Below are 25,914 nucleotides of genomic sequence, written 5' to 3' on the forward strand. Positions count from 1 at the left end.
TCTTGATTATTGTTAGCGCTTTCAATATAATAACGTTAGGTAATTCACCATAAATATTGGGGGTCGAGAAATTTGAAAAAGGTAAAAAAGGTATTTAGTTTACTAACGATGGCGGCGTTGATCACAGTACTAGCGGCGTGTGGTAACTCAGCAGGGAATAGCTCAAGCTCAGACCCTACAAATAAGGGTTCGGAGTCGGAAAGTCCAGAAAAGCTGGCAAAAATCTCGATCTTTCAATCCAAGGTTGAAATTGCAGAAGCGTTGGAAGGGTTGGCGGAGAAGTACTCGAAGGAAACTGGCAATGAGCTTGAAGTATGGGGTTCGGCAGGGGACGGTTATATGACGCAATTACAGGGCAAGCTTGCGGCTAATCAGGGTCCGACGATTTTCAGTGTTCAAGCTGGCGCGGAGACAGAGAAGTTTAAATCCTACTACTACGACATGAGTAATGAAGCGTATGTCAAGAACATTGCTCCTAAGATGGCATTAGAAGTGGATGGCAAAGTTGTAGGCGTTCCGACAGGTGTTGAGGGCTTCGGTTTAGTCTACAACAAGAACTTGGTTGATCCAAAGAATGTAACAGATCTTGCCTCCTTTACAAAAACGTTAGAGAGTTTGAAAGCGGCTGGTAATAACGGACTGAGTCTTTCTCAAGAGGCTTACTTCCTGATTGGTCATATCATCAATACTCCTTTTGCTTTACAAGCGGATCCGAAGGCCTTTATCGAACAATTGAACAAAGGTGAAGTTAAGATGGCGGAGACGAAAGAATTCCAAGAGTTTGCGAAATTCATGGAAGTGATTAAAGCGAATTCAATTAATCCGATGGAAGTGACGTACGACACTCAGATGGGTGATCTAGCAACAGGTAAAACGGCCATTGTTCATCAAGGCAACTGGAGTAATGGCATGTTGACGGATTATGATGCATTGGAAGTCGGCATGATGCCATTGCCGTTGGCGGGCAATACCAAACTATCAGTAGATATTCCGGGCGGCTGGGTTATTAATAAAGAAGCAAGTGTGGCTGAGATTGAAGCGGCTAATTTTTTCATTAATTGGCTGTATACTAGTGAAACTGGTCAAAACACGATCATCAATGAATTCAAATTTATTCCGGCAATGACGAATATAGAGGCGACCGATTTGGATCCGTTATCTCAAGCGGTGTTCGAAGCAACGAAGAGTGGGCAAACCATTCCTTGGGCGCTTAACTACTTTCCACAAGGTATCATAGTTAATGATTTGGCTCCAGCTACAGCAAACTTTTTTCTGGAGAAAGATATGACTGGTGAACAATATTTACAAAAACTAGATAATGGGTGGGCAAAAGCAGTAAAGTAATAAAATACAACAACATTATTTTGGATAAGAAATGACTGACTAGTAATGAAAAGCTAAATGATGCCTGTGCGTAATAGGAATAAATTATCATACTAAATGAAAACAAGAAAGCTTAATCTCTTACGATGTGGTTAGGCTTTCTTGTTTATTATCTCCTGTTCCATAAAAACTAACTGTGGGTGAATAACTATGAATAAAACCAAGAACAAAGCCTGGTTCGCTTTGTTTACAATGCCTTTATTCCTTATATTTACAATTGTTGTAATCATACCGTTTATTATCGGAATTGCATACTCCTTCGTAAATTGGGATGGAATTTCCGCCAATCCTAAGGTATTTGTTGGCTTCGAAAATTATGTCCAACTGTTCCAAGATGAGCGATTTTACGCGTCCGCATGGCATACAATTAAGTTTACCGTTTTGGCGCTCATCTTTGTTAATTTGTTCGGGCTTTGTTTTTCACTACTTGTTACGAGTGGTCTTCGTGGAAGTAATTTGGCGCGCACCTTGTTCTTCATGCCGAATCTCATCGGCGGTCTGATACTAGGATATATATGGAAGTTTATTTTTACGGATGCCTTCAAACTTATTGGAGAAAAAACGGGGATGGATGGTATTTTCTTTAATTGGATGCTTAATCCGCAATTTTCTTTATATGCCTTGGTCATTGTGTTTACCTGGCAAATGGCTGGGTACACGATGATTATCTATATCGCTGGCATGCAAGGAATCCCAGACGAAATGATGGAGGCCGCCAAGGTAGATGGGGCTAATTTATGGCATAGACTCACGAAAATCACATTCCCGTTGCTAATGCCTGCGTTCACCATTTGCTTCTTTATGACGCTTTCCGGTGCCTTCAAAATTTTCGACGTTAACTTGTCTTTAACGAATGGTGGTCCAGTTAACTCAACGGAATTATTCGCGATGAATATTTTTAATGAAATATTTGGCTACGGACATTATGGACTTGGTCAGGCTAAAGGTATTGTGTTCTTCTTAATCGTTGCAATTGTTACATTGACGCAAGTAATCATTACGAAAAAGAAGGAGGTACAAATGTAATGAAACGAACAGGCAAACTAATATCTGCAGTACTGCTTGTCGTCTTTGCGCTTATTTTCTTGTCACCTATCTACATTATGCTAGTAAATTCATTTAAAGATCGAGCAGAGTTATATGAAAATGCATTAGCATTGCCAAATTCCTTTAGTTTTCAGTACTATGCAAAGGCTATGAGTAAGATGAATTTTTTTACTGTCTTAGGCAACTCGTTATATGTGACCGTTATTACGGCTGTCATCGTTGTTATTTTGGCCTCTATGACAGCGTGGATGCTGGTAAGGACAGAAAATAAGTTAAGTAAAATCATATTCATGATATTTGTTTCCACGATGCTGATTCCTTTTCAAACCTTGATGATGCCTCTGATGCAAGTCATGGACTGGATTCGGACTTATCTCCATATCCCAATGCTAAATACACATGAAGGTTTGATTTTTATGAACGTAGGCTTTCATGCAAGTATAGCTGTATTCCTTTATCACGGATTCATTAAGTCTATTCCGATCGCATTGGAGGAGGCAGCGACTTTGGACGGGTGCAGTAAATTCGGTGTATTTTGGAGAATTGTGTTTCCTATGCTGAAAACGATTACAATCACCGTTGCGATATTGGACATTATCGCTACGTGGAACGACTATCTGCTTCCGTCATTAGCGCTTTCCGATAAAGGCTTGCGCACGATCCCATTATCTACATTCTACTTCTTCGGAGAGTTTACAATTGTGTGGAACCAGGCGATGGCTGGCTTGACATTGACAATTATTCCTATTGTGATTTTCTACGCTTTTGCACAGAAATATATTATTAAGGGCATAGCAGCAGGAGCGGTTAAGTAATAGGAATGACCAGATTCATGTAAAGGTTCATGGAGGTATATTATGCGCAAAGAAATATCCATTATCACACGAGCTGACGATTGCGGCAGCAATCATTCAGCCAATATAGGCATTCAGAAGGCGATTGAAGGTGGTGTGCTTAAGAATATTTCTATTATGGCGACATGTCCTTCCGTGGAAGAGGCTGCGAGGTTGTTTATTCAAAGAACCGACATTTGTTTTGGATTACACTTTGTACTAAACGCGGAATGGGACAACGTCAAGTGGGGGCCCGTGTCAAATCCCTTTGAGGTACCCACCTTGACAGAGTCAAACGGATTGTTCAACCAGCATCCTCGATATTTCAAAGGTCATCAGTGTTAGAGAGGATCCTTTCGCTGAGCATATCTATTGTCTTGAATCCCTTGATGCGGGGCAATATCTGATGATCACACACCCTGCTATCGATTCGGAAGAGATGAGAGCACTGGGTAATTCTTATGAAACGGGAATCCAAATCGCGATGAATCGATCCAAGGACATTTTACTTTGGTCCCATCCTAATATGTTGGCCGAATACAATCGAAGAGGAATTCGACCCATTCGATATGACGAAGCTGTTATTACAATTCCAAGACTATCTTTGAATAAGTTTTGGGATACTTACACGTAAATAGATGAAAGGGAAGTGGCGGACATGTCTTGGGTAATCCGTTCCAATCAGCTTGCGATTGGAAACTTACTAAACGAAGAAAGTCTTTTTTTTACCGGAAATGGGTATATCGGCGTACGCGGAAACTTTGAAGAACAATACGGTGATGGTGTTTCGTCCATACGGGGCACGTATATCAATGCCTTCCATGATATTACGAATATAGAATATGGCGAGAAGTTGTTTGCATTCCCTGACACGCAGCAAAAATTAGTGAATGTTATCGATGCGCAAACCGTTCATATTTATTTCGGAGAGGGAAAAGAAGAAGAACAGTTTTCGCTTTTCGAAGGGGAAGTGCTTCATTATGAGAGACAGTTTCATATGGACAAGGGCTATTCCGAACGGGTCGTTCATTGGCGTTCTCCGAAGGGGAAAGTGGTAAAACTCCAGTTTAAGAGACTGAGCTCGTTCGTCAATAAGGAATTGTTTTTACAAGAAATTGTGATAGAGCCCGTTACCTTCTTCGGAAAGATGAAGGTGGTTTCTTGCTTGAATGGAGATGTCTCGAACTTTGAGGACCCAAACGATCCACGGATTGGATCGGGCCATGTGAAGCTATTATCGGTGACGAATACGGCAAAAGAAGGTAATGTCGTTAGCGTAGAAGCTCGAACGAAACGATCTAACCTTCGGGTCGCTTGTGCCTCCGCTTGTAAAATCGACTTGGATTACCAGGAAGAGATCGTGAAGCGGGAGAATGCGATGGAAACGGTGCTCGTTTGCGAATTGAAAAGTAAAGCGATTGTGACTAAAACCAATGTCTATACGGATACGCTTCGACATGGAGTAAACCCGATGGAAACGGGGTTTACTATATTCCGCCAACATTCGAACTTGACCTTCCAAGAAGCTGCAGAACAGCAACGAGGCTATTTAGATCGGTTTTGGCTTTATGCAGATGTCGAAATCGCTGGAGATCAGGCAATCAAGGAAGGGATTCGCTTTAACTTATTCCAACTGTTGCAGTCAGCGGGACGCGATAACTACTCCAATATCGCCGCAAAAGGGTTGTCGGGAGAAGGATATGAAGGTCATTATTTTTGGGACACCGAAATCTATATGATTCCGGTCTTCTTGATGACGAATCCCGAACTTGCAAAGCAGCTTCTTAAATATCGATATTCGATCCTTGATCATGCGCGGAAGCGGGCAAGAGACATGGGGCATAGGAAGGGAGCTTTATTTCCGTGGAGAACCATCTCCGGCGAAGAATGCTCCTCATTTTTTCCGGCTGGCACAGCCCAGTATCATATCAGCGCGGACATTGCTTATAGCTATATCCAGTATTATTTAGTCACACAAGATATGGAGTTTCTTAAAGAATGCGGCGTGGAGCTACTCGTCGAAACCGCGCGTCTGTGGATCGATACTGGACATTATCATGAAGGGAAATTTAAAATCGATACAGTCACGGGTCCTGACGAATACACTGCGATCGTGAATAATAATTATTACACAAACGTGATGGCTAAAGAAAATATGCGATGGGCCGCTAAATCGGTTGCTTTGTTGCAGGAGCATGCGCCTGATACACTAGCGGCATTACAAATGAAGCTGGATTTGGAGGAAGCAGAGATTGTTGAGTGGGTTCGGGCATCGGAAGCAATGTATTTGCCTTATGATTCGAAGCTCGGGATTAACCCACAAGATGATTCGTTTCTACAGAAGCAAGTTTGGGATTTCGAGAATACGCCGGATGAGCATTATCCATTGTTGCTGAATTATCATCCTTTGACGTTGTATCGTTACCAAGTGTGTAAGCAGGCCGATACTGTGTTGGCGCATTTTTTGCTTGAGGACGAGCAAGAGCTCTCCGTCATCCGCGACTCGTATCATTATTATGAGAAGATCACGACACACGATTCTTCGCTCTCTTCCTGCGTGTTTAGTATTATGGCCGCTAAGATCGGCGAAGTAAATAAGGCGTATGATTACTTTATCGAGACGGCTCGGTTAGATTTAGACAACACGCACGGCAACACGAAGGACGGTCTCCATTTGGCAAATATGGGGGGGACGTGGATGGCGATCGTTTACGGATTTGCTGGTCTTCGGATCAAAGAAAGCGGGTTGTCACTAGAACCGGCGCTACCGAAGCAATGGCAGTCTTTACGGTTCTCGATTGGGTATTTAGGAAGATATCTCTCCGTTAGTATTAGCAGCAACGGAACGGAAGTTAAGCTCTTGCAAGGAGAGCCCCTCACGATCTTGCTGGCTGGGCAGGAGTATCTGGTATCAAAATCTGAAATTCCTTTGCAGCAGTGTTATTAACTACTGCGAGAGAGCGCTCCACTGGCAGCGAAGAGGTCAGTGGTTCGATCCCCTAGGCTCCACCATAAACAAAATAGGGCTGTCCCATAAGTCGTGAAAATGGCTAGGGACACCTCATTTTTTTGTAGGCGAAAGTTAGAGGCTCAAAGAGACATGTGATCCACTGGGAGAGTTGAAGTCATGGATCCGTCTCAGTTTTTCCCTCGCGAATGAGGTCTTGCTACGTGAAGGGATACAATGTTTGACGTCATTGTCGCGGACTTTGTAATCAAAATGAAATTTAATAAACTGGGAAATATACGAAAAAGGGAGTTGGATACGTCCAACTCCCTTTTTGGATTGCTATATCGTGCTACTCGTGCTTCTACAACTGTGCGCTTATCCACTGCACGGATAAGCTTACTGCAGCGACAAAGAACCATACGATGAGTCCGAATAGGACGGGACGAACCCCGGTTTTGAGCATCGATCTAAAGTTTGCACTGAGACCGATCGCCGTTAAGGCCATGACAATCATGAACTTCGAGGCATGTCCGGTGAAGGCTAAGAATCCATCCCCGAATAGTCCAATCGTGTTTAATAGAGAGGCAACTAAGAAATAAACGATAAACCATGGAAAAACCTTAAGAGCATTATAGGTTTCTGCCCCGCCTTCCATCTGTTGTTGCTGCTTTTTCTTTCTCGCAAAGAACATGGCAAGGCAGAACGTAACTGGAATAATAAATGTCGTTCGTACGAGTTTGACAATGGTAGCATAATCGCCTGCGGCATTACTGTACATATAACCTGCGGCGACGACCGATGAAGTGTCGTTAATCGCGGTCCCAGCCCATAAACCGAATCCCGTATCCGATAATCCGATCCAATGTCCGATCCACGGAAACAGCAGGACAGCTGCGATATTGAACATAAAAATGGTAGAGATAGAATAAGCAATCTCGGTTTCTTCTGCTTCAATAATTGGTGAAGTGGCCGCTATAGCCGATCCGCCGCATATTGCTGTACCTACACCAATGAGTATTTTCAAGCGAGTGGGGATTTTAAGCAGCTTTCCAAAAAAATAAGCAGCCAAAAAAGCCGCAAGTAAGCTAGATAATAATACCGCTAACGATTCCACGCCCGTGCTCCAAACGCTGGCCAAACTCAAATTACAACCAATGACGATAATCGACCATTGCAATACTTTTTTAGAGCTAAATTGGACACCGCTTAGGGTATCTTTGGGTTTACCTACGGTATTATTCAGTAAGATACCAATCAAAAGACCGAAAACCGGGCCACCGATTAAGGGAAGATAGGAACCTAGTAGAGTAGAAATGATAGATATGATGGTAACGAGGATCAGTCCGGGGACTAACTTTTTTAACGTAATCATGTTGTTTGTTCCTCTCACGGAAGATGTATAGTTGGATGAATGATCAATCTACATCGTAAGAGAAGAATGATAGAAAGGCAAATATAAATAACTAATAGTAATCATTAGGAATCATTATGAAAGGAACTTAGTGAGGAATCCGATAATAGCAACGACGATCAATGCCCCAATGGTGAGCATAATCTTAAGCTTGGCTGGTTTGCTGTTAAGATCAAGGGCACTAAGGAGTTCCCCGTTATCGATGAGAGGGGCTCCGCAATGGGAGCAAACGAAGTCGTGCAATGAGGAGGATTGCTGACACTTCGAGCAAATACGCATGGAATACATCTCCTTTAATTCCGATAATATATAGTGATCTTATCGGAATTAAAGGAGAAGGTCAACGGGAACATTTAAAAATAACATAATAACCAGAATGACGGGTGTAAATTTTCGATTTTGAGGATTATAAGGAGTAAAAAGATACGGATCTCGTTAGTCAGGTTGACTTGGCTAAGTGGGCTATTCGTGTCGCAAGACACGTACTTCCATATCTTGAAAAGGAATTTCCGGACGACGAAAAAATAGCAAACGGAATTAGAGTTAACGAATTGTGGCAAAAAGGTGAAGCGACCGTCCATCAAGTTAGACAGGCTGGCTTTAAAGTCCATGAAGTAGCCAGAGAATGTAAAAGTGAAACCGCAAAAGCAGCGGCAAGAGCTATAGGACAAGCTGTTGGTATGGGGCATATGAGAGGGCATGCGATGGTAGCTATAGATTACGCCATTAAAGTGGTCGGTCTTGACTCACAAGAAGATATGAATCGAATTACTGAAGAAAGAGAATGGCAATTACAAGAACTGAAAAAATACAAAATGTATTAGACAAGTTTGGAATCTGGTTAGGGATTTTAATATTATAGAAATCAGATCTGATCGTGATAAATTGAGAAAAATATCCTGCGAATCTTTTACATAGTATAATATACTAATGTATTAACAAGATTTAACACATCATTATAGATTCGAGAGGAGAAAAATTTCATGCAAGTAAAAAATCATTGGGGTAAGCTAAGTCGTTGGGCAGCCGTAGGTTCGCTGAGCTTGACGATCCTGTTAGGTAATGTTTTCCCTGTTCACGCCGAAGAACCTGCTGTAACTCCCGCTGTTAGCTCTTGGTCCGTAAATACCTTGAGCGAAGGTGAGAAATACGGGATTTATCCGCTGAACTGGTATTATGACGGGACTTTTCAAAAGCCTATTAATGTCGACAAATTCAATTCCATAATGAATGCTACAGCAACAAAGCTGGATCTGCTCGGTTTCAAGAAGAAAGAGGCTTCTCTGTCCTTCGCAACGAATAAAGTGATCACGAGAGAAACCGTGATTACTTCGTTACACAAGCTATTATCGAATTACGAGTTGCCGGAGGCGTTCGGGATGACTGCTGCTGCGCCGATTGACTATATGCAACAAAAAGGTCTCGTTCTAGGTACTAAAATTGGTCTTGAGCTGGAGAATCCTGCTACGGTTGAACAAGCAACTGTGCTGGCGAGCAGAATGGTTGAGTTTACATACGATACGGCCGATAGCGGAGCCGAAGGTCTCATGTGGAAAGTGACAAATGGAAAAAACACACTGTATTTGCTAGGCTCAGTTCACTTGGGGATCACCGACATGTACCCGATGCATAAAAGCATACGGGAAGCCTTCCAAGCGTCGGACGACCTGTGGGTCGAAGTGGATATTGTAAACGGGGATATGGGTTACTTTACTGAGAAGATGGTATACAGTGATGGCACTACGCTGAAGGATCATGTATCTGTAGGGACGTATGAGAAGTTGCAAAAAGTGCTTACAAAATCGCAGTTACCAGTGGATATTTTTGACAGCCTCAAGCCGTTTGCCGTTTCCAGCAATCTGTCGATGTTAGGTTACTTCGATAATCCAACCGAAAGCGAAATTGCAAAGGTTACGGGTATCGACAGTTACTTCCTCGTTAAGGCACTGCTTACGGGTAAGCCGATCTACGAGCTGGAAGGTATTAAACTGCAGGCAGACCTGTTCGCCAATGTACCTGCAGAGCAACAGGAAAAAGAACTAAATGTCATGCTTGATGATGTACTGTCCGAAACTGGGGGCAAGGAAGCAGTAAAATATTTAAAAGAAATGCAGCTTGCTTGGGTTGAAGGTGATCTGGAAGGTCTGACAAAAACATTGACAACAACAGGACAACTCTCAGAAGGTGAAGCGAATCAGCGTCTGATCGGGGAACGGGACAAAAATATGGCAGGTAAGCTAGCTGAATTATTGGAGCGAGAAGGGGAGAATACCTCCTTTGTTGTAGTAGGCTCGGCACATTATGCGATGAAAGGTATGGTTGTCGACCTACTGAAAGAAAAAGGCTATAACGTTCAATTTATGCAATAATCGAGAGCAGCCAGTGCACGGGGCAGATGCCTTTATGCCCTGGCTGTTTTTTGTTCAATTTCGACGATGCGGTATGAATTTCTTTGCCGCTGCCCGATCTCGGCTGTTTGAACTTGTCTGAAACTATAGCAGAATGTGCTTCACAATCGGCTTATATCATTTAGATTCTACATTCTTCTGACTATCCAAATAATCCTGGAGATCGTCCTGAACGCTAATATCGGCAAGAGCGACCTTCGAACGGTGGGCGGAACGAATAATGATATGTCCAGCGACAGGGGCGGTCAAGAAGACGAATATGATACCGAGTAATAAGCGGATACTGGATACTCCGTGCGTAAAGAAAAAATAGAAGAACGCGCCTAATAAAATACAAAGTATACCAAGCGTTGCGCTTTTGGTTGAAGCGTGCGCACGATTATACACATCGGGAAGGCGGATAATACCTAGTGAGCTAATTAGACTCATTACGGTGCCTGTAATGACTAAGATCCCGACCACAATTTCAATTATCGCGTTTGCGTCCATTCACAACCCTCCCTTCCATATACTTGCTTAAAGCAATCGTGCTAAGAAAAGCCAATATACCAATCAGCAGTATCGTTTCAAGATAGGCATGAGAATCCAGCATAATGGAGTGTACTGCAACAATCCCAATAATGATGTATCCGATTGAATCGAGTGCCAGTATGCGGTCATGAATAGAAGGTCCTTTGATCACGCGGTACAGCGCGATCATAACTGAGATCGAGAGAAGGAACATGGCCAGAAGCATAATTTTATCGAACATTATCGCATCACCTCAATAATTGCCTTTTCAAACTTATGCTTTGTTTTTGTAATACTATTCTGGAATTCTGTTACATCCATAGCATGGATGAACATGACCCCTGCTTCAGGATCAATTTCCATGACAACGGAGCCCGGTGTTAAGGTTAATAATGTAGACAGCAGCGTAATTTCCAAGTCGGTTTTCAGTATGGTTTCGGAACGGAAAATACCTGGCTGAATGTTTAGCTTTGGTCGCGTAACTTGCATAGTGACCACGACGCTAGATTTAAGCAGCTCAATGATGAAGAGCGAGAATAATTTAATAATGAAAATGACTTTCCTGCCATAGAAATATCCAGGAAAAAAACGACGCATCAAAAATATAATGAAAAATCCGATTACGTAACCTATTCCAAAGATGATGATGTTCCACGATTCATTGAGAAGCATCCACACGAAGGCAATCAACAAATTCAATAAGATTTGAGTTGTTATTTCCGCCACATCCTTTAATTCTTAGGTTGGATCATTAACTGATTCGTTTGAAGACAGCATCGATGTAGATTGATGGGTTGGTCATAACCTCAGCGGCTTGCTCAACATAGGTGAGCACCCACTCCGCTCCTAATCCCATTGCAATAATTAATGTGACTAGAATGGAGCCTGGCAATAAGGCGCTGGTACCGGCCGCTTTCTGATCCCCTTCACTTAGTAGCGTCTCTCCCCAGAAGCTGTGAATAAAGATTTTCATAACGGAGTAGAGCACCAAGAGGCTCGTTATAATTCCGATCACTGACATGATCAAATGGCCTTCGGTAATGCCCCCCTTGAGAATGATGACTTTGCCCACGAAACCACTGAGCGGGGGGACCCCGGCAAGGGCGAGCGCAGCTATGAAAAACAACCAACCAAGCGACGGTCGGAATAGAAGCAAGCCGCTAAAGTGCCGAAGCTTGTCCGATCCAAAGATGGAGATAATCGCTCCGCCTAGAATGAAAATAAGCGCCTTTGCCAGCATATCATGAAGCAAATAAAACAGGGCGCCTGTCAATGAATCGAAGGTCGCCATCCCAACGCCGAAGAGGATAAAGCCAACTGCAACGATTACGTTGTAGGCTAGAATTTTTTTGATTTCCCAATGAGAGATAGCACCTAGCGCGCCTAGTACCATTGTGATGGACGCCATACAGAGGATGACAGTGTGCGTAATTCCCGGCTGATGATAGAAGATCAATGTAAATGTACGCATTATCGCATAAATTCCGACTTTGGTAAGTAGAGCTGCGAACAATGCGGCGATCGCAGGAGGGGGCGCACTGTAGGAGCTAGGCAACCAGAAGAACAGGAATAACCCTGACTTAAGAGCAAACACAGTCAAGAATAAGAGGCTAACTGTCGTAAGCAGGCCGTCTTGACCGATTGTTGCAATGCGCTCGGAAAGATGAGCCATATTGAGGGTTCCGGTAATCGAATACAAGTAGGCAATCGCGATAACGAACAATGTCGATGAAATGACGTTAATAATGACATATTTAATGGATTCACGGAGCTGAATCTTTTTTCCGCCGAGAGCCAGTAACACATAGGAGGAGATCAGCATAACTTCAAAAAAGACGAACAGGTTGAAAATATCACCTGTCAGGAAGGAGCCGTTCACACCGCAAAGCAACAATAGAATGTAGGGATAAACGAAGTGAACCTTATGATCGTTGTTCATGGAACCGAAAGCGAACAGGGTGCACATTAGGCAAATGAACGTTGCGACCAGTACGAGCAAGGCCGAGAGCATATCCCCGACTAACGAGATGCCGTAAGGAGCCTGCCAGCCGCCGACATCGAGAACAATGATACCCTGACGTGAAATTCGATGAATGATAAAAATGGAAATCCCAACGGTAAGCAGCATGCTTATGACGGTTAGCCACTGTTGTAAACGTATGTGTCGACGAAAGAAGATCATCACCATTCCAGTTAGAAGGGGAATGATGATTGGTAAAATCAAAACATTACTCATGCGAGTTACCTCTCAAATGCTTCATATTGTCGGTACCTAACTCCACGTAAGTACGATAACCAAGCACAAGAAGAAATGCGGTTAGTGCGAAACTAATGACGATCGAGGTAAGAATTAATGCCTGTGGTACGGGATCGGTATAGCTGGCGGCATTTTCCCCGAGAAGAGGCGCAGCTCCTTTTTTCAACCCATTAATGGCAAGTAGCATCAGATGAGTAGCATGAGAGAATATGGTTATACCCAGAATGATCCGCAACAGGTTTTTGTTCAGGATGAGATAGGTTCCGACTGTAAATAGTATACCGGCGATAATTGTTATGAATGTCTCCATTATTTTTCGTCCTCACTTATACTCGTAATTATCGTCATTGTCGTTCCGATAACGGTCATGTATACGCCTAAATCAAAGATGACGGCTGAAGCAAGCTCCGTTTTCCCGAGCAGGGGCAGATCTACATAGGTAAACGTCTGTGTCAGGAATGGAACATCGAATAAGAAGGAAGCTGTTCCCGTAAGTACAGAAACAATAACGCCTGCAGCCGCCAGTTGGTTGAAATCGACAGGAATGATATCGCGCACCGTTTGAAGATCGAATGTAATGTAGAGGAGGACAAGGGCAGAAGCTGTAATTAGTCCACCGATAAAACCGCCTCCAGGATTGTGATGTCCTGCGAACAGAACATAAATCGAGAAGGTCATAATAATGAACACTAATATTTTTGTTGAGGTTTGCAAAAATACATCGGTGAACTTCATTGATTTTTCCTCCCTGCATGGCGAAGATTAATTAAAGTATAAATACCTACTCCTGCAGCGAAGAGAACGACAATTTCCAGCATCGTATCGAAGGCTCGGAAGTCGACTAAAATCGCATTCACCATATTTTTTGCTCCAGCTAGTGTATATGAATCTTTATAATATTCCGCAATCGAATCGAATAAATGATGTCCTTGCGTCGTTAGACCGATTAAAGTCAGCGTCAATCCGACTCCAATGGCAATGATCGCATTACTAATGCGAAATTTCACGGGTGTCACATACCTGCTAACCTTCGGTAAGAAGTAGAAGCAAAGCAGGAAAAGTGCAGTTGAAATCGTTTCAACGACAAGTTGCGTTAGTGCCAAATCTGGTGCACGGAAGATAACGAAAAACAATGAAACGATATAGCCAATTACGCTTACGGCAATAATCGAGATCAATCTGGATTTCGTGAATACCATGTATATGGCTGCCGCGACCATGGTGAAGCCTAACATATATTCATAAAGCTCAATGGGGGCATTGTTCGAAAGATCAAGGATGAAAGCATCCTGAAGAAATAGAGAACCCCCGACAATGACAATCAAAAATACGAAGAGATAGGACAAGTAACGGGGAGATGAACCGGTCATGTAGAATCTCGTGATCTTCCCGGAAATACGTTCCATGGCTACAAGTCCAATATCATAGGCTTGATTCAAGCTGAATCTTAACGGCATGATTTCATAAATATTGCGAAATTTGTTGAAATATTTATAAAGCAGCGTTCCTAGAATGACAATTCCTAAGGTCATCAGGAGCTCTGTATTGAAGCCGTGCCATGCGGATATATGAACATGCCACTCTTCGCCGTTCGCGAATGCTTGTGGCAAAATAGCTTTTACAGCTGGTTCTAACAGAGAAGACGCAATCCAATTCGGGAAGAAGAACAAGATGACGACAAGAGCAGCTAAGATCATCGGCGAGATGAGCATGCCTATTGGTGCCTCATGCGGTTTACGGTCCAGTCGCTTAGGCTGGTAAGGGCCTATGAATACCTTGAATATGAGAATCATGCAGTAAACAAAGGTAAATATGCTTGCGACCCAAGCGATGATCGGAATAATGATGAACCAACTATCCATGTTACGAGAAGTCATTAGCACACCACTAAAGAACATTTCCTTGCTTAAGAAGCCACTGAATGGAGGAAGACCTGCCATGGAAAATGCACCGATCAGGGTTAAAGTGAATGAGACGGGCATGACATGTATCAGACCGCCCAAACGCCGAATATCCCGTGTACCCGTTTCATGATCGAGAATTCCAATCATCATAAAGAGACAGCCTTTGAAGATCGAATGGTTAATTAAATGAAAGATCGCGGCTAGCGTAGCACCTGCAAATAGCAAAGAACTGCCGCTATATTGGCTATTGAGCGCCACTGAACCAATACCTAGCAAACTCATAATTAAGCCGATTTGGCTGATGGTCGAGAATGCGAGCAAAGCCTTAAGGTCACTCTGACGAACCGCCGACAATGAACCGATTAACAAAGTAATGAGTCCGGTGATGGTGATAGTCCAGAACCATTCCTGATGACCACCGAATATTGGGGTTAAACGGGCGACGAGATATACGCCTGCTTTGACCATCGTAGCGGAGTGCAGATAAGCACTGATTGGCGTAGGGGCTTCCATCGCGTCTGGTAGCCAGATATGGAAAGGGAATTGCGCCGACTTCGTAAATGCGCCGAGAAGTATTAAAAACATTGCCGGAATAAAAAGCGAGTGCTGCGAAACTAGGTCTCCAAATGCGATTAACTCCCGGATGCTAAATGTCCCTGATGCGACATATAGGATGATGAAGCCGAGCAGCATCGAGAATCCACCACTCATCGTAATGAACATCGATTTCTGAGCTCCGTAACGAGATCTTTTGCGATGATACCAGAATGCGATAAGTAAGAAGGAGGATACACTAGTGAGTTCCCAAAATGCATATAGCACAAGGAGGTTGTCTGAAAGAACGGATCCGAGCATCGCTCCCATGAAAAGCATTAAGTAAGCATAAAAGAGGTGCAGCTTTTCCCGATTTTTAGACATATAGAAGATGGAGTAAAACACGACCAAAGCGCCTATGCCTGTAATAAGCAAAACAAATAGCAATGAGAGGCTGTCCAAATAGATCGTAAAATGGATATTAAGTGATGGAATCCATGGCACGGAATGAATGACAGGCTCTAACGGTTGCTGAACGGAATAATAGCGTGCGAAAAAGATGAGCAGTAGAACGGGAATAACCATCACGAACCAACCCGTATGTATTCGATGTACATATTTATACAAAAGAGGGATGAGAGGGACGGAGAAAAATGGTATCAGGATAGCAATGTGTAGTAGGGTCAAAGTCTCTCCTCCTTTTTCTTATGTATATCATCTGAATAATCAGCATTATATTATTGTCCAAATATGACAATAATACTCTATGTAATTAACAACATCTAATTTTGTATGTACTTTAAGCCTATCATTGGGCAGAGGTGGAATGGAAACAATGAAGACTGAAAGCATGGATGAATGTATACTCGTCTGTGTTTATTATGGACCGAACGGTGAACGACTTATTCGCAGAGGCGGAAAAATTGCTAAAATGCTTAATTGTCCTCTGTATGTATTAACAGTCGACTCGCAACCGGAAGACGAGTGGGATATCGAAAAAAATCATTTTATTTCAGCATGGAAAAAAATTGCAGAAGAGCTCGGGGCTGAGCAGATGATTGTGAAATACAATGAGAAGCGTCCTCTTGTAAAAGTCATATGTGATGTAACGAAGCAAAAAAATGTGACGCAAATCGTTTTGGGACAAACAGCACAGAGTCGCTGGGAAGAAATAACGAAGGGCTCCATTATTAATGAGCTTCTGAATGAAATTTCATTCGTCGACTTACACATTGTTTCAGTGTCTCGTGAATTGAAAGTTCAGGAGGGCTTTTATGAAAAGGGGATCCGTGCATACTTACTGGAGGTAGCCGGAGGTTACATGCTTTGCTTCAATCACACGCACTTAGATAAATACGAGGGAATTTTCTATAAAGAAGTGGGCACAGACTTCAACAATGGTGTCTTCAAGTTCATGAAGGGCAATGAAATAATCGAAGTCCTCGTCATTGATGATCATGTTAAAGATATTAATGATCGGATCAATTAACGAATTCTGCCGTTTAGGGCTACGGCTCATGTTAACCGTCAAGGATCGAATCTTAATCATCTGGCAGAGGGTTTAAACCCTCTGCCGAATACGCCATATCTTTATGGTAGTGTAATAAACCACCGCGCAAGGAAGGATAGCGGAAAAGAACGGTATTAGAAACTACCAGCTAAGTTTTCGTCGATGCTAAGCTACAGGGGATTCCGTATATTGACAATAGTTGATGTAGACGATATTATACATACCAACGGTCGGTATTTAAAAGGAGAGACAATATGGCGAGAAATAAATATCCAGAGCAGACGATAGAGCAAATACTATCCGTCTCAGCCAAGCTTTTTACAGACAAAGGTTATGAGAAGACAAGTGTGCAGGACATTATTGATTCATTAGGCATGTCAAAGGGCGCGATTTATCATCACTTCAAATCCAAAGAGGAAATTCTGGATGCTGTGATGGATCGGCAATTTAGTTACAATGCCCAAATGCTGAATAATTTGATTGATCATACGCAAGCAGCTAATGCCAGAGATAAACTTGTGAGTATATTAGAGAATATCGTGACAGATCAAGATGCACATTCGCTTGACAGTGTCTTAACCACGCAAATGAACAACCCACAATTTGTTGTGACCGGGATTAAGGTAGGTGTAACAAAGGATGCCCCTATTATTGCAAATATTATTTTAGAGGGGAAAGCGGATGGATCCATTAGCACAGATTACCCTATTGAATGTGCGGAAGTATTTATGATGCTTGTGAACATATGGATCAATCCGCGTCTATTTAAACGCAATCTTGCTGAAACGGTCAATCGGTTGAAATTTTTACAACACATGATGAAGTTATTGGGTGTTGATATAGTAAGTGATCAATTGATCAATAAAATTACCGAGCTTCATTCTGATATAGGAGGCTATAGACAAGATGAACAATAAAATCATAGCTGTAAGAGAAACTCTGGTGAGAGTATTAGCTAGAGTAGAGTTCAACGGAAGCTGGTAATGCGTAATTTTATTCTCTGAAAGGGAGCATGGGCTACGTAATCAATAAATCGGTGGAGGTGTGATCATGTTCGGTCAGAATAGATTAGTTGTTCGTAAAAAACAGTGTATTCAAGAAACCATATCTGATGTTTCACTGGATTGGATCACGGGTGATATCCACATTCTGCAAAGTGAGAATGATGAAATAGAGATTATTCAGACAGCGGATCCAAGATTTCCTGAAAGTAAACTTTTTCGTTATCAGGTGAATAACGGTGTATTATCCATTGCAGATGGAAGAAAACAGAAGGTGAACATTGGATTCAATTTCAAACAAACAGCCTTGGAAATATATATCCCAAACAAGAGATTTAATTCTTTGACTATTGTTAGTGTGGGTAGCCACTTGTTCACTAATAATCTAGATGTAACTAAATGTCGGTATAACACAACATCCGGTAAGGCAAATCTTTCGGGGAAAATGATAGAGTTGGATATCCATGCCATCGCATCTCACATAGTAGGTGATCATTTGGAAATCGAGAAACTTGATCTACATGCAACCTCATCCAAGATTAATCTTTCTGGTAAGTTCGCAGTACTAGATGCTCATTCCATCGGCAGGAGTCTGTTTGTACGCTCATCAACCATGTTACAGCAGATGAAGTCAATTTCAACAGCAGCGAATGTAACGATATCTATTCCTGACAACGAGGGTTTTACATTTAAATGTAAAAAGGTCTCAGGTAGCTTTAAAAGTGACTTCTCTCTGAACTCGGATGGTGACAGAAGCACTTATAAGAATGGAATAAACCAATTCAGCGCTGAGGTTAGGGGCGGATATTTCACACTATGTAAAGACTCTTCGGGGAAGGTATAATACATAGATAATGTGTTTTGGTAGCAAAAGATAAACGGAGGTTTCTTGTGATGCTAGGGGTAGAGAAAACGGCGTATCTCACGATTGATGAAGGTCCAGCCGGAGATTTTATTGAAAAAGTCGATTGTTTAAATGTAAATGGCATTCAGGCGATTTGGTTTTGTCTTGGAGAGGCATTGGAGAACTTCTCTGAGGAAGCGATCTATGCGATCAGTCATGGACAAATCATCGGAAATCGCAGTTATAATCATGCCGATTTATCAGAAATTAGTTTAGATCAAGTAAGAGAGCAGTTGGAGCGCACAGACCGAATCATAGACAAGCTTTATGCAAGAGCGGATGTTGCGAGGCCATTCAAGGTATTTCGTTTTCCTTATTTGAGTAATGAGACGAGTAATGAGCATTTTGTCGCTATTCAAGGGGTGTTAGAGGAGCTGGGATATCAGCATCCATTGTTTGAAAACATTCGCTATGGTGAGCAAAACCATACCGGTTTGAGGCAAGGTTTGCATGTGGGAAGCACTTGGGATACTTTCGATCTGGGGCTGAATACGCTTTGTAGTGAAGAGCGAGATCGCCACCTGCTACAATCTAATGAAATTGTTATGATCCATGATTGGATCTCGATAGATCCATTCAAAGCTCTAATGGCAAAGTTGATCGCTAGCGGAATTTCCTTTACGCTTCCTCAGGGAATGAGCTTGAACAGCATGTCTGTCTAACGTATAAGAAGAATAGAATAGTCGGGTGCAGTGCGCAGTGGAGTCATAGCTGTGTCTGCACCCGATTTTTTTGTGGGGTTACTATCGTATAAATAAACAAACCTACGCTGTGCCCAATAGTGAACAGAAATAGTGTGGATTCTGAAAATAGGGAGCACGAAGACGAGCCAAAGAATAATTTTTTTCTTTCTGGTTCGTTTTATCACGAGGACCCACTCCTAAAAGTTATTTTGAAAGCATAAGTTAAATACTGCGAATGTCGCATTCGCAACTCGCAACGTTAAATCTATATGAGGTGGGACTGAGCATTTACCAAAAGTTGGCCTCAGATGTGAGGTATCTAGGAGTAGAGGAGGGATAATGCCCATGAACCTACGGATGGAACAACTCGAGCGCCGATTATCTAATCAACATCATAGAGATTTATTTCTTCAGACGAAGCATACCCTTAAAGCGATCGACGATCTTGCTGATCAGCACCGAAGGTTTCAGGCCATGCAAGCGATTAGTGGCGTCAAAATTGTAGGCTCGGAAGAAGCCTTGTTTTATGAAACGCTCACGGAGATAAAGGAACAGATCGTTACAACACTCGAAAAGACACTTAACGATCTTGAGCATAAGGGCGATAAGAACTACGATAAAAACTTCAAGGATGGTGTGGAATAATCGCCGCTTTGTCATATTAAGAAGGGCCTGTCCTACAAGTTCAATTTTGGTTTTTTTAGCCCACTCTACACGATATATCGATCTAAAAGCGAACCTCTAATCCCACGTTTCTTGTGGTTTTTGAGGTTTTTTCGTTAAAATAATAGGAATAAAACATATACTGAACTAAACGAGTGACGCCGTAATAAGTAATGAAGTAACTTAGAATGACGAAATAATGTTTATTGACAAAGAACTGTATTATGCACATAATACAGTTAAAGTGTATGAACTACTTGGTACACACACTGGAGAAGAATGTGAGGTAGCAGGATGAAAATGAATGAAGGCTGGGAAGAAGTCGCTTTCAATGGCCGGGATCCGGTGTATTTGCAGGTAGTCCGTCATTTCAAAGAACAACTTGCAACCGGTCGGCTGGAGGCTGGGCAGATCATTCCTTCGCGGAGGGAATTGGGAGCTATGCTGAAGATAAATCCTAACACTGCACAGAAGGCTTATAAGGAAATGGAGGAACAGCAGTTGATTATAACAGAAGGAAATTCACCAAGTCGAATCACGCTTGATGATAGCGTGCTACGAACGATCCGTTCAGAATTAATTAGCGATGCTGTTGATGCCTTTGTGGTATCGGTCCTTAAAATTGATGTCCCCGTGGAAGAACTATTGGATATCGTAGAACGGAAATACGTTGATAGAAAGACAATTGAGAAGCAAATACAGGAAGGAGGAAACCAGCATGATTGAGGTTGTAAACATTCATAAGCGATATCGCGCTCGCCATGTGCTGGACGGCGTCTCCTTCACAGCCGAGAAGGGGCAAATTACTTGTCTCATAGGCAACAATGGAGCGGGTAAATCAACCATTCTAAAGGCGATTATGGGCTTAACACCACTTAAAGAAGGTACGATCCGAATAGACGGACAGTCCATTAGCAAGAACATGTATGAAAAGGTGGCGTTTATCCCTGACCATCTAACGATGCCGCCTGGAATGAAGCTGTCAGAGGCGCTTCAGTTCATGGAGGATTTCTATCAGAACTGGAATATGAATAGAGCCGAGGAGCTTATGAAATTTTTCAGCTTGGATAGGAAAGAGAGAATTGGTAACCTCTCTAAGGGGACAGCCGCCAAACTCAATTTGACGATTGGTCTTGCGCAGGATACACAATACGTGCTGATGGATGAACCGTTCTCCGGCATTGATATGTTCAGCCGAGGGTTGATTGCCGAGGTATTCTCTAGCCATTTGATTGAAGATCGGGGTGTGCTTCTGACCACACACGAAATTGGAGAGATAGAGCATTTGATGGATAAAGCTGTGCTGATGCAGAATGGAGTCATATGTCGAGATTTCGATTGTGAACAAATGCGCAGCGAGGAAGGTAAATCCATTGTTGACGTCATGAGGGAGGTGTACCAGGCGTGAGTAGATATTTAAAGCTAGTACATATGGAAGTAAATCGTTTCAAATTCATACTGGTGGGGCTAATGAGTCTAACGATACTATGTCAGTTGGGAGCTATGATCGTGTGGACTGCGAATGAGCTATCCCTAAGAAAAACAGGAATTTGGAAGAATGGCAGTTCAGTGATGTTTAGTAGCCTTAGGTTTGCGGATATGATCTCTAGCACACAATTGCTGTTTTTCATTCCGATACTGCTCAGTATTGGGGTCCTTGCTATATATGTATTTCTTATTTGGTACCGAGATTGGTTCGGTAAAAACACATTTATATATCGGTTACTGATGTTGCCAACCGCTAGACGGCATATTTATTTGGCAAAAGGTACAGCTATTCTTATATTCGTATTCGGGCTTGTTTCTTTTCAGCTGGTACTGCTACCCGTTGAAAGTTTCATTTTCAATCTTATCGTACCCTCCGACATGAGAGAACCTTCCCATTTCTCGGAGATTATTTCTTCGAATCGAGCGCTGGCAATGCTCGTACCTGCAAACTTTGATCAGTTTTTGGTCATTTACGGATTAGGTATTATAGCCGTTCTGGCTATTTTTACGGCAATTCTGATCGAAAGAAGCTATCGCCGCGTGGGCATTCTATATGCCATCCTTTATCTAGCGATATGCTTAGTGGCTATCCAATTTCCTATGATTGGTTTGGGACTGAACCAACGGGATAGTTATCTGTATCCCAATGAAATTTTTGTGATCGAGCTGGCCATGTGTATAGGGGTTGCTTCTGTATCGGTATGGCTTGGTTTTCGACTTCTTTCCAAAAAGATAACAGTGTAAGGAGGAGCATGATGAGACGTTATTGGTTTTCTATACTATTAAGTTTGTTCATTATTGTTGGAATCGGTACGTATTATGTATATGGTGCGACAGATCGTCTACCGGAATATAAGCTCTCGACAATTGAGGGTGATGTTAATGAAGGAGCAAAAATTCAACTTGAAGGCTCTTATGTAGGCGGAAGAGGATCAAAAGTCGTAAGCGTTACTGCTGATGGCAGCGATTATCAGAACAGGCACTCTGTTTATCGTGATAATTTCTCGAATGCAGCACGATCATGGCTAAACGCGGAGTCTGATATCCGTCAGATCATCAAGGATCATCGGTCTTTCATGCGGGGCAAAAGTTACGTGGGAAGCCTATATAAGGATGAGGAATGGATTATTTATGCGGATATATATAACGATGATGTTGCCAATTCAAAGGTTGTACTAAATATAGAAATACTTAATCTGAATTCAGGTAAAGTTAACCACTTTGAGCCCATCGTGGATGGAGACAGCGCCAATTCTTATGTGGAAGATGTGCAGTTGGTTGATGATCAGATTCATATATTGATCGTGACCTATTCTGTAGGGGAAGTAGATAAGTCTGATCAACATAATGAATATCATGATTATGTTGTGGATATGAACAGTGGAGCATTAACGAACAACGAAATCCTTGCCTTGGGGTCTAAATCTAAGGATAACGCTAAACTTTATTATAGTAGTATTACGAATGCTACTCTTTCTGCACCTAGTGATTATGCACTATTACTAGTCCGTGAGGAGGAAAAAGAGGGAAACGCTAACCAAGGGAGAGTATTATATGATAAGTATCTTTACTCTTATGCATATAAGACGGGCAAAATAACTGCTCTACCGGATACACTGAAGACAGCAGGAACGGTTGAGAATGGATCTTATCATTTAGAGGGTAGCGTTCTATCTATCCTGGGCTATAAGAACGATTTTATTAACATGTTACGTTTCAATCTGGATACAGGGAAGGCAGATAAAGACGTAATTTCGATAACAGGGCAGCAGCTAGGTGCCGATAATATAATAAGGGGGATTGCGAAAGAAGACAGATTATTCATTCTATTTCACAAGAATGGTATTCCCATGACTGCCGTAGTAGATGTGACGAATGGAGACATTGTATATAAAGGTGAAGTCGTCTCTGATGATGAAGCATCGGAAAGTAAGGAAGATATGGAGAATGTACAATTGTTAAGTATGAAAATTGCTGAATAGTGGGTAATGTTAAGCATTTAATAGCGTAATTCAACGTCATAATATATATGTGAGGTAAGCAAAATGCAGTCAACTGTTTACTTTAATAGAACAATAGAAGCATTGAGAAGACTAGAAACGTATGGCTACCAAGTGGCATATTATATCCTACAAGATGAGGATCTTGCTATGGATGCAACAAAGATGACACTGTTAGCATTAGCTCAGGAAGATAGATTCTATAATATGCCACTAGTGGTCCAGCGTGCTAAGATGAGAAAAATGATTATAAGAGAATCTATAGTGATCAAAAGAAAGAGTAAGACGTTGATATATTTCTAGTCGTTTAGGCATGTTTATCCTGACGATCTTCGTGTTAACTGAGTTTGTTGTATTCTTATGTATCTTACTTATATGAGGAGTCGTGTTGTTGCACGGCTTCTTACTTGTACTTACCGTTGTAAAACCGATTTGGTAAACAAATGAAAAATAATGTTCGCGTGAATCAATAATTATAGAAACTCCAGCAGAATAGTGCTGCAGGAGCTTCTTTCTTATCAAATGTAAGAGAATGGAGAGGTGATCATTCAAGACTTTTTACAGCGTTCTTCTCCTTGGGGATTGTTTTAACTTTACGTTCGGAAATATACGAACCTGTTAAAGTCAGAATGGTTCCTGCTAAGGTGGCCCAAGTGATCTTTTCATGCAAAATAAGTGCAGCGGCCGCCACTGTAACTACAGGCACAATGTAAATATACACGCTAGTTTTGACCGCTCCCAAGATTCCTACCGCCCGATTCCAGGTCACAAAACACAATGCGGAGGCTCCCAGGCCTAAGTAAAGAAGGTTTGTTAAATTTGAAATTTTACCCAATCTGTCTAGTCCAAGATGGATTTCAAACAGAAACAAAGTAGGCAGCATACCTATCAGTCCATAAAAAAATACTCTGCGGGTAGCCCCAACGGTATGATGCTGTAGTCCGCTTATTTTGCGCATTAACACAGAATAGATGGCCCAAACAGCGGGGGCCAAGAATGCCAGCAGGTCTCCGATCGGGTTCAGGTGTAAGAGAAAACTCCCGTTCAGCCCGATTAACACAATTCCGCTCAGAGCGATCAAAAATCCTGTAATAAATTGAGTATTTAATTTTTCTCCCTCTAAGAAGAAGTGAGCTAGAACCGCCGTGAAAAATGGAGCGATCGAGACAATTACGCCTACATTGGAAGCGAGCGTATAAACAAGGGCTATATTCTCTATAAGAAAATATAAAGTGACCCCGCAAAGTCCTGCCGAGATAAACAGTAATTCTTCTTTAAACGATTTCGTCCGGATTGGACGCGAATAGATAAGAAACAATACCAAGTACCCCACTAGAAAGCGGAAAAGCAAAATTTCAACGGGAGTAAAGTCAATTAACAGGATTTTGGTGGAGATAAAGGTTGTCCCCCATATCAAAATCGTAACTAACGCGAGCAGGTGTCCAGTGGTGACCTTGCGTTGATCCATCACGGCGTGAGTTCCGAGCTTCGCTTCGGTCTCGCTTCATGAATAAAGATGCGCATATATTGCTTGGGAGTTAAGCCAATCAATTTTTTGAAGAAGTTTGTAAAATGGCTCTGATCACTAAACCCGGTCTGAAAGGCTACCTCTATAGGACGCAGTCCTTGTTCTAAAAGCCTTTTAGCATGGTTGATCCGAATAGTTTCCAGGTAGCAATAGGGTGATATTCCTTTTTGTCTGGTAAATAAACGCAGTAAGTGATATTTGCTTAAGCCTGTCAATTCACTTAACTGATGAAGAGTAATGCTGTCCGCATAATGGGACTCTATGTATTCGCATACGATTTTGATCTCGGTAGTGAGCTCCTGAGAGGGATCAGGCGGTTCGGTGTCTGAATATTCTCTCAGGAGTTGCTCCAGGAGAAACAGAAACAATTCTTCTTTTTGAAAATCGGATTGACCCTCTAAAATCATCAGGTGCAGCTCATGCAGGGACCATGCCAGCTCAGTTTGGTAGAGAACGGCCCGTGTGAACCGGGGCAAATAGTCCAGTCCCGTAATCTCCAGCACATACTCTCGCATGACCTCCGGTTGAATGTTGATGCAGCGATAGTCAAGGGTTCTCCCGTCGATCTGTTCACAGGCGTGGGGATCCTGCGGATTAAAGATGATCACATCTCCGCTGTTAAGGATGTACTCTTCATTGTTACAAACCAGATATCTCTTGCCTTGTTCAATAAAACCAATGACGTAATAGTCATGAAAATGGTTGGGAAACTTCTGCATAATCCCTTCAAATCGATAAGCCTCAAGTTTTAAGTCTTCATCGAAGACTACCGTTCGAACTTCACGAGTCACCGTCTACACCTTCTTTTCCAGTAATATATGGTCATTATAATATGAGAATTCGGAACATTCTTGCACAATGTTGCTAAATGGGCTGGGTCTAATGCAATCCTCTTGTTCC

The 25,914-nt window shown here is 42.2% G+C and carries 28 protein-coding genes and 1 pseudogene; 18 read left to right on the forward strand and 11 right to left on the reverse strand.

The window, feature by feature from the left end:
* The first annotated feature begins 72 nt into the window (after positions 1 to 72).
* The 6 genes from UB51_RS06175 (at position 73) to UB51_RS06200 (ending at position 6,210) form a co-directional block, all read left to right on the forward strand.
* Positions 73 to 1,344, forward strand: a complete 1,272-nt coding sequence (locus UB51_RS06175; RefSeq protein WP_044876556.1) for an extracellular solute-binding protein — start codon at positions 73 to 75, stop codon at positions 1,342 to 1,344.
* Between the two features lie 189 nt (positions 1,345 to 1,533).
* Entirely contained in the window at positions 1,534 to 2,409 is an 876-nt protein-coding gene (locus UB51_RS06180) for a carbohydrate ABC transporter permease (RefSeq protein ID WP_044876557.1), read from the forward strand.
* Positions 2,409 to 3,245 carry a carbohydrate ABC transporter permease gene (locus UB51_RS06185; RefSeq protein ID WP_044876558.1) on the forward strand — a complete coding sequence of 279 codons (837 nt, stop codon included), beginning with the start codon at positions 2,409 to 2,411 and terminating at the stop codon, positions 3,243 to 3,245. Before UB51_RS06180 ends, UB51_RS06185 begins: the two co-directional genes overlap by 1 nt.
* 42 nt (positions 3,246 to 3,287) lie before the next feature.
* Positions 3,288 to 3,608 (forward strand): ChbG/HpnK family deacetylase, encoded by a 321-nt coding sequence (locus UB51_RS06190; RefSeq protein ID WP_052675769.1) that lies wholly within the window; start codon positions 3,288 to 3,290, stop codon positions 3,606 to 3,608.
* Positions 3,609 to 3,669: 61 nt separating this feature from the next.
* Positions 3,670 to 3,897 (forward strand): hypothetical protein, encoded by a 228-nt coding sequence (locus tag UB51_RS06195; RefSeq protein ID WP_044876559.1) that lies wholly within the window; start codon positions 3,670 to 3,672, stop codon positions 3,895 to 3,897.
* A gap of 24 nt (positions 3,898 to 3,921) precedes the next feature.
* Positions 3,922 to 6,210 carry a glycoside hydrolase family 65 protein gene (locus UB51_RS06200; RefSeq protein WP_044876560.1) on the forward strand — a complete coding sequence of 763 codons (2,289 nt, stop codon included), beginning with the start codon at positions 3,922 to 3,924 and terminating at the stop codon, positions 6,208 to 6,210.
* A 364-nt stretch (positions 6,211 to 6,574) separates the two neighbouring features.
* Here the strand turns inward: UB51_RS06200 and UB51_RS06205 are convergent, their stop codons facing one another.
* Together UB51_RS06205 and UB51_RS06210 are read right to left on the reverse strand one after the other, a co-directional pair.
* Positions 6,575 to 7,585, reverse strand: coding sequence for a YeiH family protein (locus UB51_RS06205; protein WP_044876561.1), 1,011 nt, complete (start codon positions 7,583 to 7,585; stop codon positions 6,575 to 6,577).
* 114 nt (positions 7,586 to 7,699) lie between these two features.
* Positions 7,700 to 7,903, reverse strand: coding sequence for a hypothetical protein (locus UB51_RS06210; RefSeq protein WP_044876562.1), 204 nt, complete (start codon positions 7,901 to 7,903; stop codon positions 7,700 to 7,702).
* A gap of 167 nt (positions 7,904 to 8,070) precedes the next feature.
* On the opposite strand from UB51_RS06210, the pseudogene UB51_RS06215 reads away from it, so the two are divergent.
* Both UB51_RS06215 and UB51_RS06220 read left to right on the forward strand, forming a co-directional pair.
* Positions 8,071 to 8,448, forward strand: a pseudogene (locus UB51_RS06215) (putative immunity protein); the annotation flags it as partial.
* Between the two features lie 159 nt (positions 8,449 to 8,607).
* On the forward strand, positions 8,608 to 9,993 hold the full coding sequence (locus tag UB51_RS06220) for a TraB/GumN family protein (RefSeq protein ID WP_044876564.1): 1,386 nt from the start codon (positions 8,608 to 8,610) through the stop codon (positions 9,991 to 9,993).
* A gap of 156 nt (positions 9,994 to 10,149) precedes the next feature.
* On the opposite strand, the gene mnhG is transcribed toward UB51_RS06220, so the two are convergent.
* The 7 genes from mnhG to UB51_RS06255 are packed head-to-tail and all read right to left on the reverse strand — an operon-like array spanning position 10,150 to position 15,924.
* The gene (mnhG, locus tag UB51_RS06225; RefSeq protein ID WP_044876565.1) at positions 10,150 to 10,521 is read right to left on the reverse strand and encodes a monovalent cation/H(+) antiporter subunit G; all 372 of its coding nucleotides are present in this window, start codon (positions 10,519 to 10,521) and stop codon (positions 10,150 to 10,152) included.
* Positions 10,499 to 10,783 carry a Na(+)/H(+) antiporter subunit F1 gene (locus UB51_RS06230; protein ID WP_044876566.1) on the reverse strand — a complete coding sequence of 95 codons (285 nt, stop codon included), beginning with the start codon at positions 10,781 to 10,783 and terminating at the stop codon, positions 10,499 to 10,501. The genes mnhG and UB51_RS06230 overlap by 23 nt, the downstream gene beginning before the upstream one ends.
* Positions 10,783 to 11,268, reverse strand: a complete 486-nt coding sequence (locus UB51_RS06235; protein WP_234405554.1) for a Na+/H+ antiporter subunit E — start codon at positions 11,266 to 11,268, stop codon at positions 10,783 to 10,785. Before UB51_RS06235 ends, UB51_RS06230 begins: the two co-directional genes overlap by 1 nt.
* 25 nt (positions 11,269 to 11,293) lie before the next feature.
* Positions 11,294 to 12,778: a Na+/H+ antiporter subunit D gene (locus tag UB51_RS06240; RefSeq protein WP_044876567.1), complete on the reverse strand. Its 1,485-nt coding sequence runs from the start codon at positions 12,776 to 12,778 to the stop codon at positions 11,294 to 11,296.
* Positions 12,771 to 13,109, reverse strand: coding sequence for a Na(+)/H(+) antiporter subunit C (locus UB51_RS06245; RefSeq protein ID WP_044876568.1), 339 nt, complete (start codon positions 13,107 to 13,109; stop codon positions 12,771 to 12,773). Before UB51_RS06245 ends, UB51_RS06240 begins: the two co-directional genes overlap by 8 nt.
* Positions 13,109 to 13,534 carry a Na(+)/H(+) antiporter subunit B gene (locus tag UB51_RS06250; RefSeq protein WP_044876569.1) on the reverse strand — a complete coding sequence of 142 codons (426 nt, stop codon included), beginning with the start codon at positions 13,532 to 13,534 and terminating at the stop codon, positions 13,109 to 13,111. The genes UB51_RS06245 and UB51_RS06250 overlap by 1 nt, the downstream gene beginning before the upstream one ends.
* A complete protein-coding gene (locus tag UB51_RS06255; protein ID WP_044876570.1) occupies positions 13,531 to 15,924 on the reverse strand; it encodes a Na+/H+ antiporter subunit A in 2,394 nt (797 codons plus the stop codon). Before UB51_RS06255 ends, UB51_RS06250 begins: the two co-directional genes overlap by 4 nt.
* Positions 15,925 to 16,072: 148 nt before the next feature.
* Between UB51_RS06255 and UB51_RS06260 the strand changes: the two genes are divergently transcribed.
* The 10 genes from UB51_RS06260 to UB51_RS06310 all read left to right on the forward strand — a co-directional run bounded on the left by UB51_RS06260 (position 16,073) and on the right by UB51_RS06310 (position 23,789).
* On the forward strand, positions 16,073 to 16,726 hold the full coding sequence (locus UB51_RS06260; protein ID WP_445322355.1) for a universal stress protein: 654 nt from the start codon (positions 16,073 to 16,075) through the stop codon (positions 16,724 to 16,726).
* A gap of 275 nt (positions 16,727 to 17,001) precedes the next feature.
* Positions 17,002 to 17,664, forward strand: coding sequence for a TetR/AcrR family transcriptional regulator (locus tag UB51_RS06265; protein WP_044876572.1), 663 nt, complete (start codon positions 17,002 to 17,004; stop codon positions 17,662 to 17,664).
* A gap of 133 nt (positions 17,665 to 17,797) precedes the next feature.
* Positions 17,798 to 18,592 carry a DUF4097 family beta strand repeat-containing protein gene (locus UB51_RS06270; RefSeq protein WP_044876573.1) on the forward strand — a complete coding sequence of 265 codons (795 nt, stop codon included), beginning with the start codon at positions 17,798 to 17,800 and terminating at the stop codon, positions 18,590 to 18,592.
* Between the two features lie 50 nt (positions 18,593 to 18,642).
* On the forward strand, positions 18,643 to 19,314 hold the full coding sequence (locus tag UB51_RS26250; protein WP_052675771.1) for a polysaccharide deacetylase family protein: 672 nt from the start codon (positions 18,643 to 18,645) through the stop codon (positions 19,312 to 19,314).
* 366 nt (positions 19,315 to 19,680) lie between these two features.
* Entirely contained in the window at positions 19,681 to 19,980 is a 300-nt protein-coding gene (locus tag UB51_RS06285) for a hypothetical protein (protein ID WP_044876575.1), read from the forward strand.
* Between the two features lie 312 nt (positions 19,981 to 20,292).
* Positions 20,293 to 20,724: a GntR family transcriptional regulator gene (locus tag UB51_RS06290; protein ID WP_234405555.1), complete on the forward strand. Its 432-nt coding sequence runs from the start codon at positions 20,293 to 20,295 to the stop codon at positions 20,722 to 20,724.
* Complete coding sequence (locus UB51_RS06295) at positions 20,717 to 21,406, forward strand: ABC transporter ATP-binding protein (RefSeq protein ID WP_044876576.1); 690 nt, start codon at positions 20,717 to 20,719, stop codon at positions 21,404 to 21,406. Before UB51_RS06290 ends, UB51_RS06295 begins: the two co-directional genes overlap by 8 nt.
* Positions 21,403 to 22,230 carry a hypothetical protein gene (locus UB51_RS06300; RefSeq protein WP_052675772.1) on the forward strand — a complete coding sequence of 276 codons (828 nt, stop codon included), beginning with the start codon at positions 21,403 to 21,405 and terminating at the stop codon, positions 22,228 to 22,230. The genes UB51_RS06295 and UB51_RS06300 overlap by 4 nt, the downstream gene beginning before the upstream one ends.
* Positions 22,231 to 22,238: 8 nt before the next feature.
* Positions 22,239 to 23,468 (forward strand): hypothetical protein, encoded by a 1,230-nt coding sequence (locus tag UB51_RS06305; RefSeq protein WP_144406966.1) that lies wholly within the window; start codon positions 22,239 to 22,241, stop codon positions 23,466 to 23,468.
* 63 nt (positions 23,469 to 23,531) lie between these two features.
* Positions 23,532 to 23,789 carry a hypothetical protein gene (locus UB51_RS06310; RefSeq protein WP_044876578.1) on the forward strand — a complete coding sequence of 86 codons (258 nt, stop codon included), beginning with the start codon at positions 23,532 to 23,534 and terminating at the stop codon, positions 23,787 to 23,789.
* Between the two features lie 241 nt (positions 23,790 to 24,030).
* Here UB51_RS06310 and UB51_RS06315 read toward each other — a convergent pair whose 3' ends face one another.
* Entirely contained in the window at positions 24,031 to 24,954 is a 924-nt protein-coding gene (locus UB51_RS06315; protein ID WP_044876579.1) for a DMT family transporter, read from the reverse strand.
* Positions 24,954 to 25,805 (reverse strand): AraC family ligand binding domain-containing protein, encoded by an 852-nt coding sequence (locus UB51_RS06320; RefSeq protein ID WP_044876580.1) that lies wholly within the window; start codon positions 25,803 to 25,805, stop codon positions 24,954 to 24,956. The genes UB51_RS06315 and UB51_RS06320 overlap by 1 nt, the downstream gene beginning before the upstream one ends.
* Between the last annotated feature and the right edge of the window lie 109 nt (positions 25,806 to 25,914).

Source organism: Paenibacillus sp. IHBB 10380 (assembly GCF_000949425.1).
GTDB lineage: Bacteria > Bacillota > Bacilli > Paenibacillales > Paenibacillaceae > Paenibacillus_AQ.

What these genes read in the sequence shown, in the direction of transcription:
- UB51_RS06180 (WP_044876557.1), top strand. Translation starts at nt 1,534, where the DNA reads ATGAATAAAACCAAGAACAAAGCCTGGTTCGCTTTGTTTACAATGCCT.
- UB51_RS06185 (WP_044876558.1), top strand. Translation starts at nt 2,409, where the DNA reads ATGAAACGAACAGGCAAACTAATATCTGCAGTACTGCTTGTCGTCTTT.
- UB51_RS06190 (WP_052675769.1), top strand. Translation starts at nt 3,288, where the DNA reads ATGCGCAAAGAAATATCCATTATCACACGAGCTGACGATTGCGGCAGC.
- UB51_RS06195 (WP_044876559.1), top strand. Translation starts at nt 3,670, where the DNA reads ATGATCACACACCCTGCTATCGATTCGGAAGAGATGAGAGCACTGGGT.
- UB51_RS06200 (WP_044876560.1), top strand. Translation starts at nt 3,922, where the DNA reads ATGTCTTGGGTAATCCGTTCCAATCAGCTTGCGATTGGAAACTTACTA.
- UB51_RS06205 (WP_044876561.1), bottom strand. Translation starts at nt 7,585, where the DNA reads ATGATTACGTTAAAAAAGTTAGTCCCCGGACTGATCCTCGTTACCATC.
- UB51_RS06210 (WP_044876562.1), bottom strand. Translation starts at nt 7,903, where the DNA reads ATGCGTATTTGCTCGAAGTGTCAGCAATCCTCCTCATTGCACGACTTC.
- UB51_RS06220 (WP_044876564.1), top strand. Translation starts at nt 8,608, where the DNA reads ATGCAAGTAAAAAATCATTGGGGTAAGCTAAGTCGTTGGGCAGCCGTA.
- mnhG (WP_044876565.1), bottom strand. Translation starts at nt 10,521, where the DNA reads ATGGACGCAAACGCGATAATTGAAATTGTGGTCGGGATCTTAGTCATT.
- UB51_RS06230 (WP_044876566.1), bottom strand. Translation starts at nt 10,783, where the DNA reads ATGTTCGATAAAATTATGCTTCTGGCCATGTTCCTTCTCTCGATCTCA.
- UB51_RS06240 (WP_044876567.1), bottom strand. Translation starts at nt 12,778, where the DNA reads ATGAGTAATGTTTTGATTTTACCAATCATCATTCCCCTTCTAACTGGA.
- UB51_RS06245 (WP_044876568.1), bottom strand. Translation starts at nt 13,109, where the DNA reads ATGGAGACATTCATAACAATTATCGCCGGTATACTATTTACAGTCGGA.
- UB51_RS06250 (WP_044876569.1), bottom strand. Translation starts at nt 13,534, where the DNA reads ATGAAGTTCACCGATGTATTTTTGCAAACCTCAACAAAAATATTAGTG.
- UB51_RS06260 (WP_445322355.1), top strand. Translation starts at nt 16,073, where the DNA reads ATGAAGACTGAAAGCATGGATGAATGTATACTCGTCTGTGTTTATTAT.
- UB51_RS06265 (WP_044876572.1), top strand. Translation starts at nt 17,002, where the DNA reads ATGGCGAGAAATAAATATCCAGAGCAGACGATAGAGCAAATACTATCC.
- UB51_RS06270 (WP_044876573.1), top strand. Translation starts at nt 17,798, where the DNA reads ATGTTCGGTCAGAATAGATTAGTTGTTCGTAAAAAACAGTGTATTCAA.
- UB51_RS26250 (WP_052675771.1), top strand. Translation starts at nt 18,643, where the DNA reads ATGCTAGGGGTAGAGAAAACGGCGTATCTCACGATTGATGAAGGTCCA.
- UB51_RS06285 (WP_044876575.1), top strand. Translation starts at nt 19,681, where the DNA reads ATGAACCTACGGATGGAACAACTCGAGCGCCGATTATCTAATCAACAT.
- UB51_RS06290 (WP_234405555.1), top strand. Translation starts at nt 20,293, where the DNA reads ATGAAAATGAATGAAGGCTGGGAAGAAGTCGCTTTCAATGGCCGGGAT.
- UB51_RS06295 (WP_044876576.1), top strand. Translation starts at nt 20,717, where the DNA reads ATGATTGAGGTTGTAAACATTCATAAGCGATATCGCGCTCGCCATGTG.
- UB51_RS06305 (WP_144406966.1), top strand. Translation starts at nt 22,239, where the DNA reads ATGATGAGACGTTATTGGTTTTCTATACTATTAAGTTTGTTCATTATT.
- UB51_RS06310 (WP_044876578.1), top strand. Translation starts at nt 23,532, where the DNA reads ATGCAGTCAACTGTTTACTTTAATAGAACAATAGAAGCATTGAGAAGA.
- UB51_RS06315 (WP_044876579.1), bottom strand. Translation starts at nt 24,954, where the DNA reads ATGGATCAACGCAAGGTCACCACTGGACACCTGCTCGCGTTAGTTACG.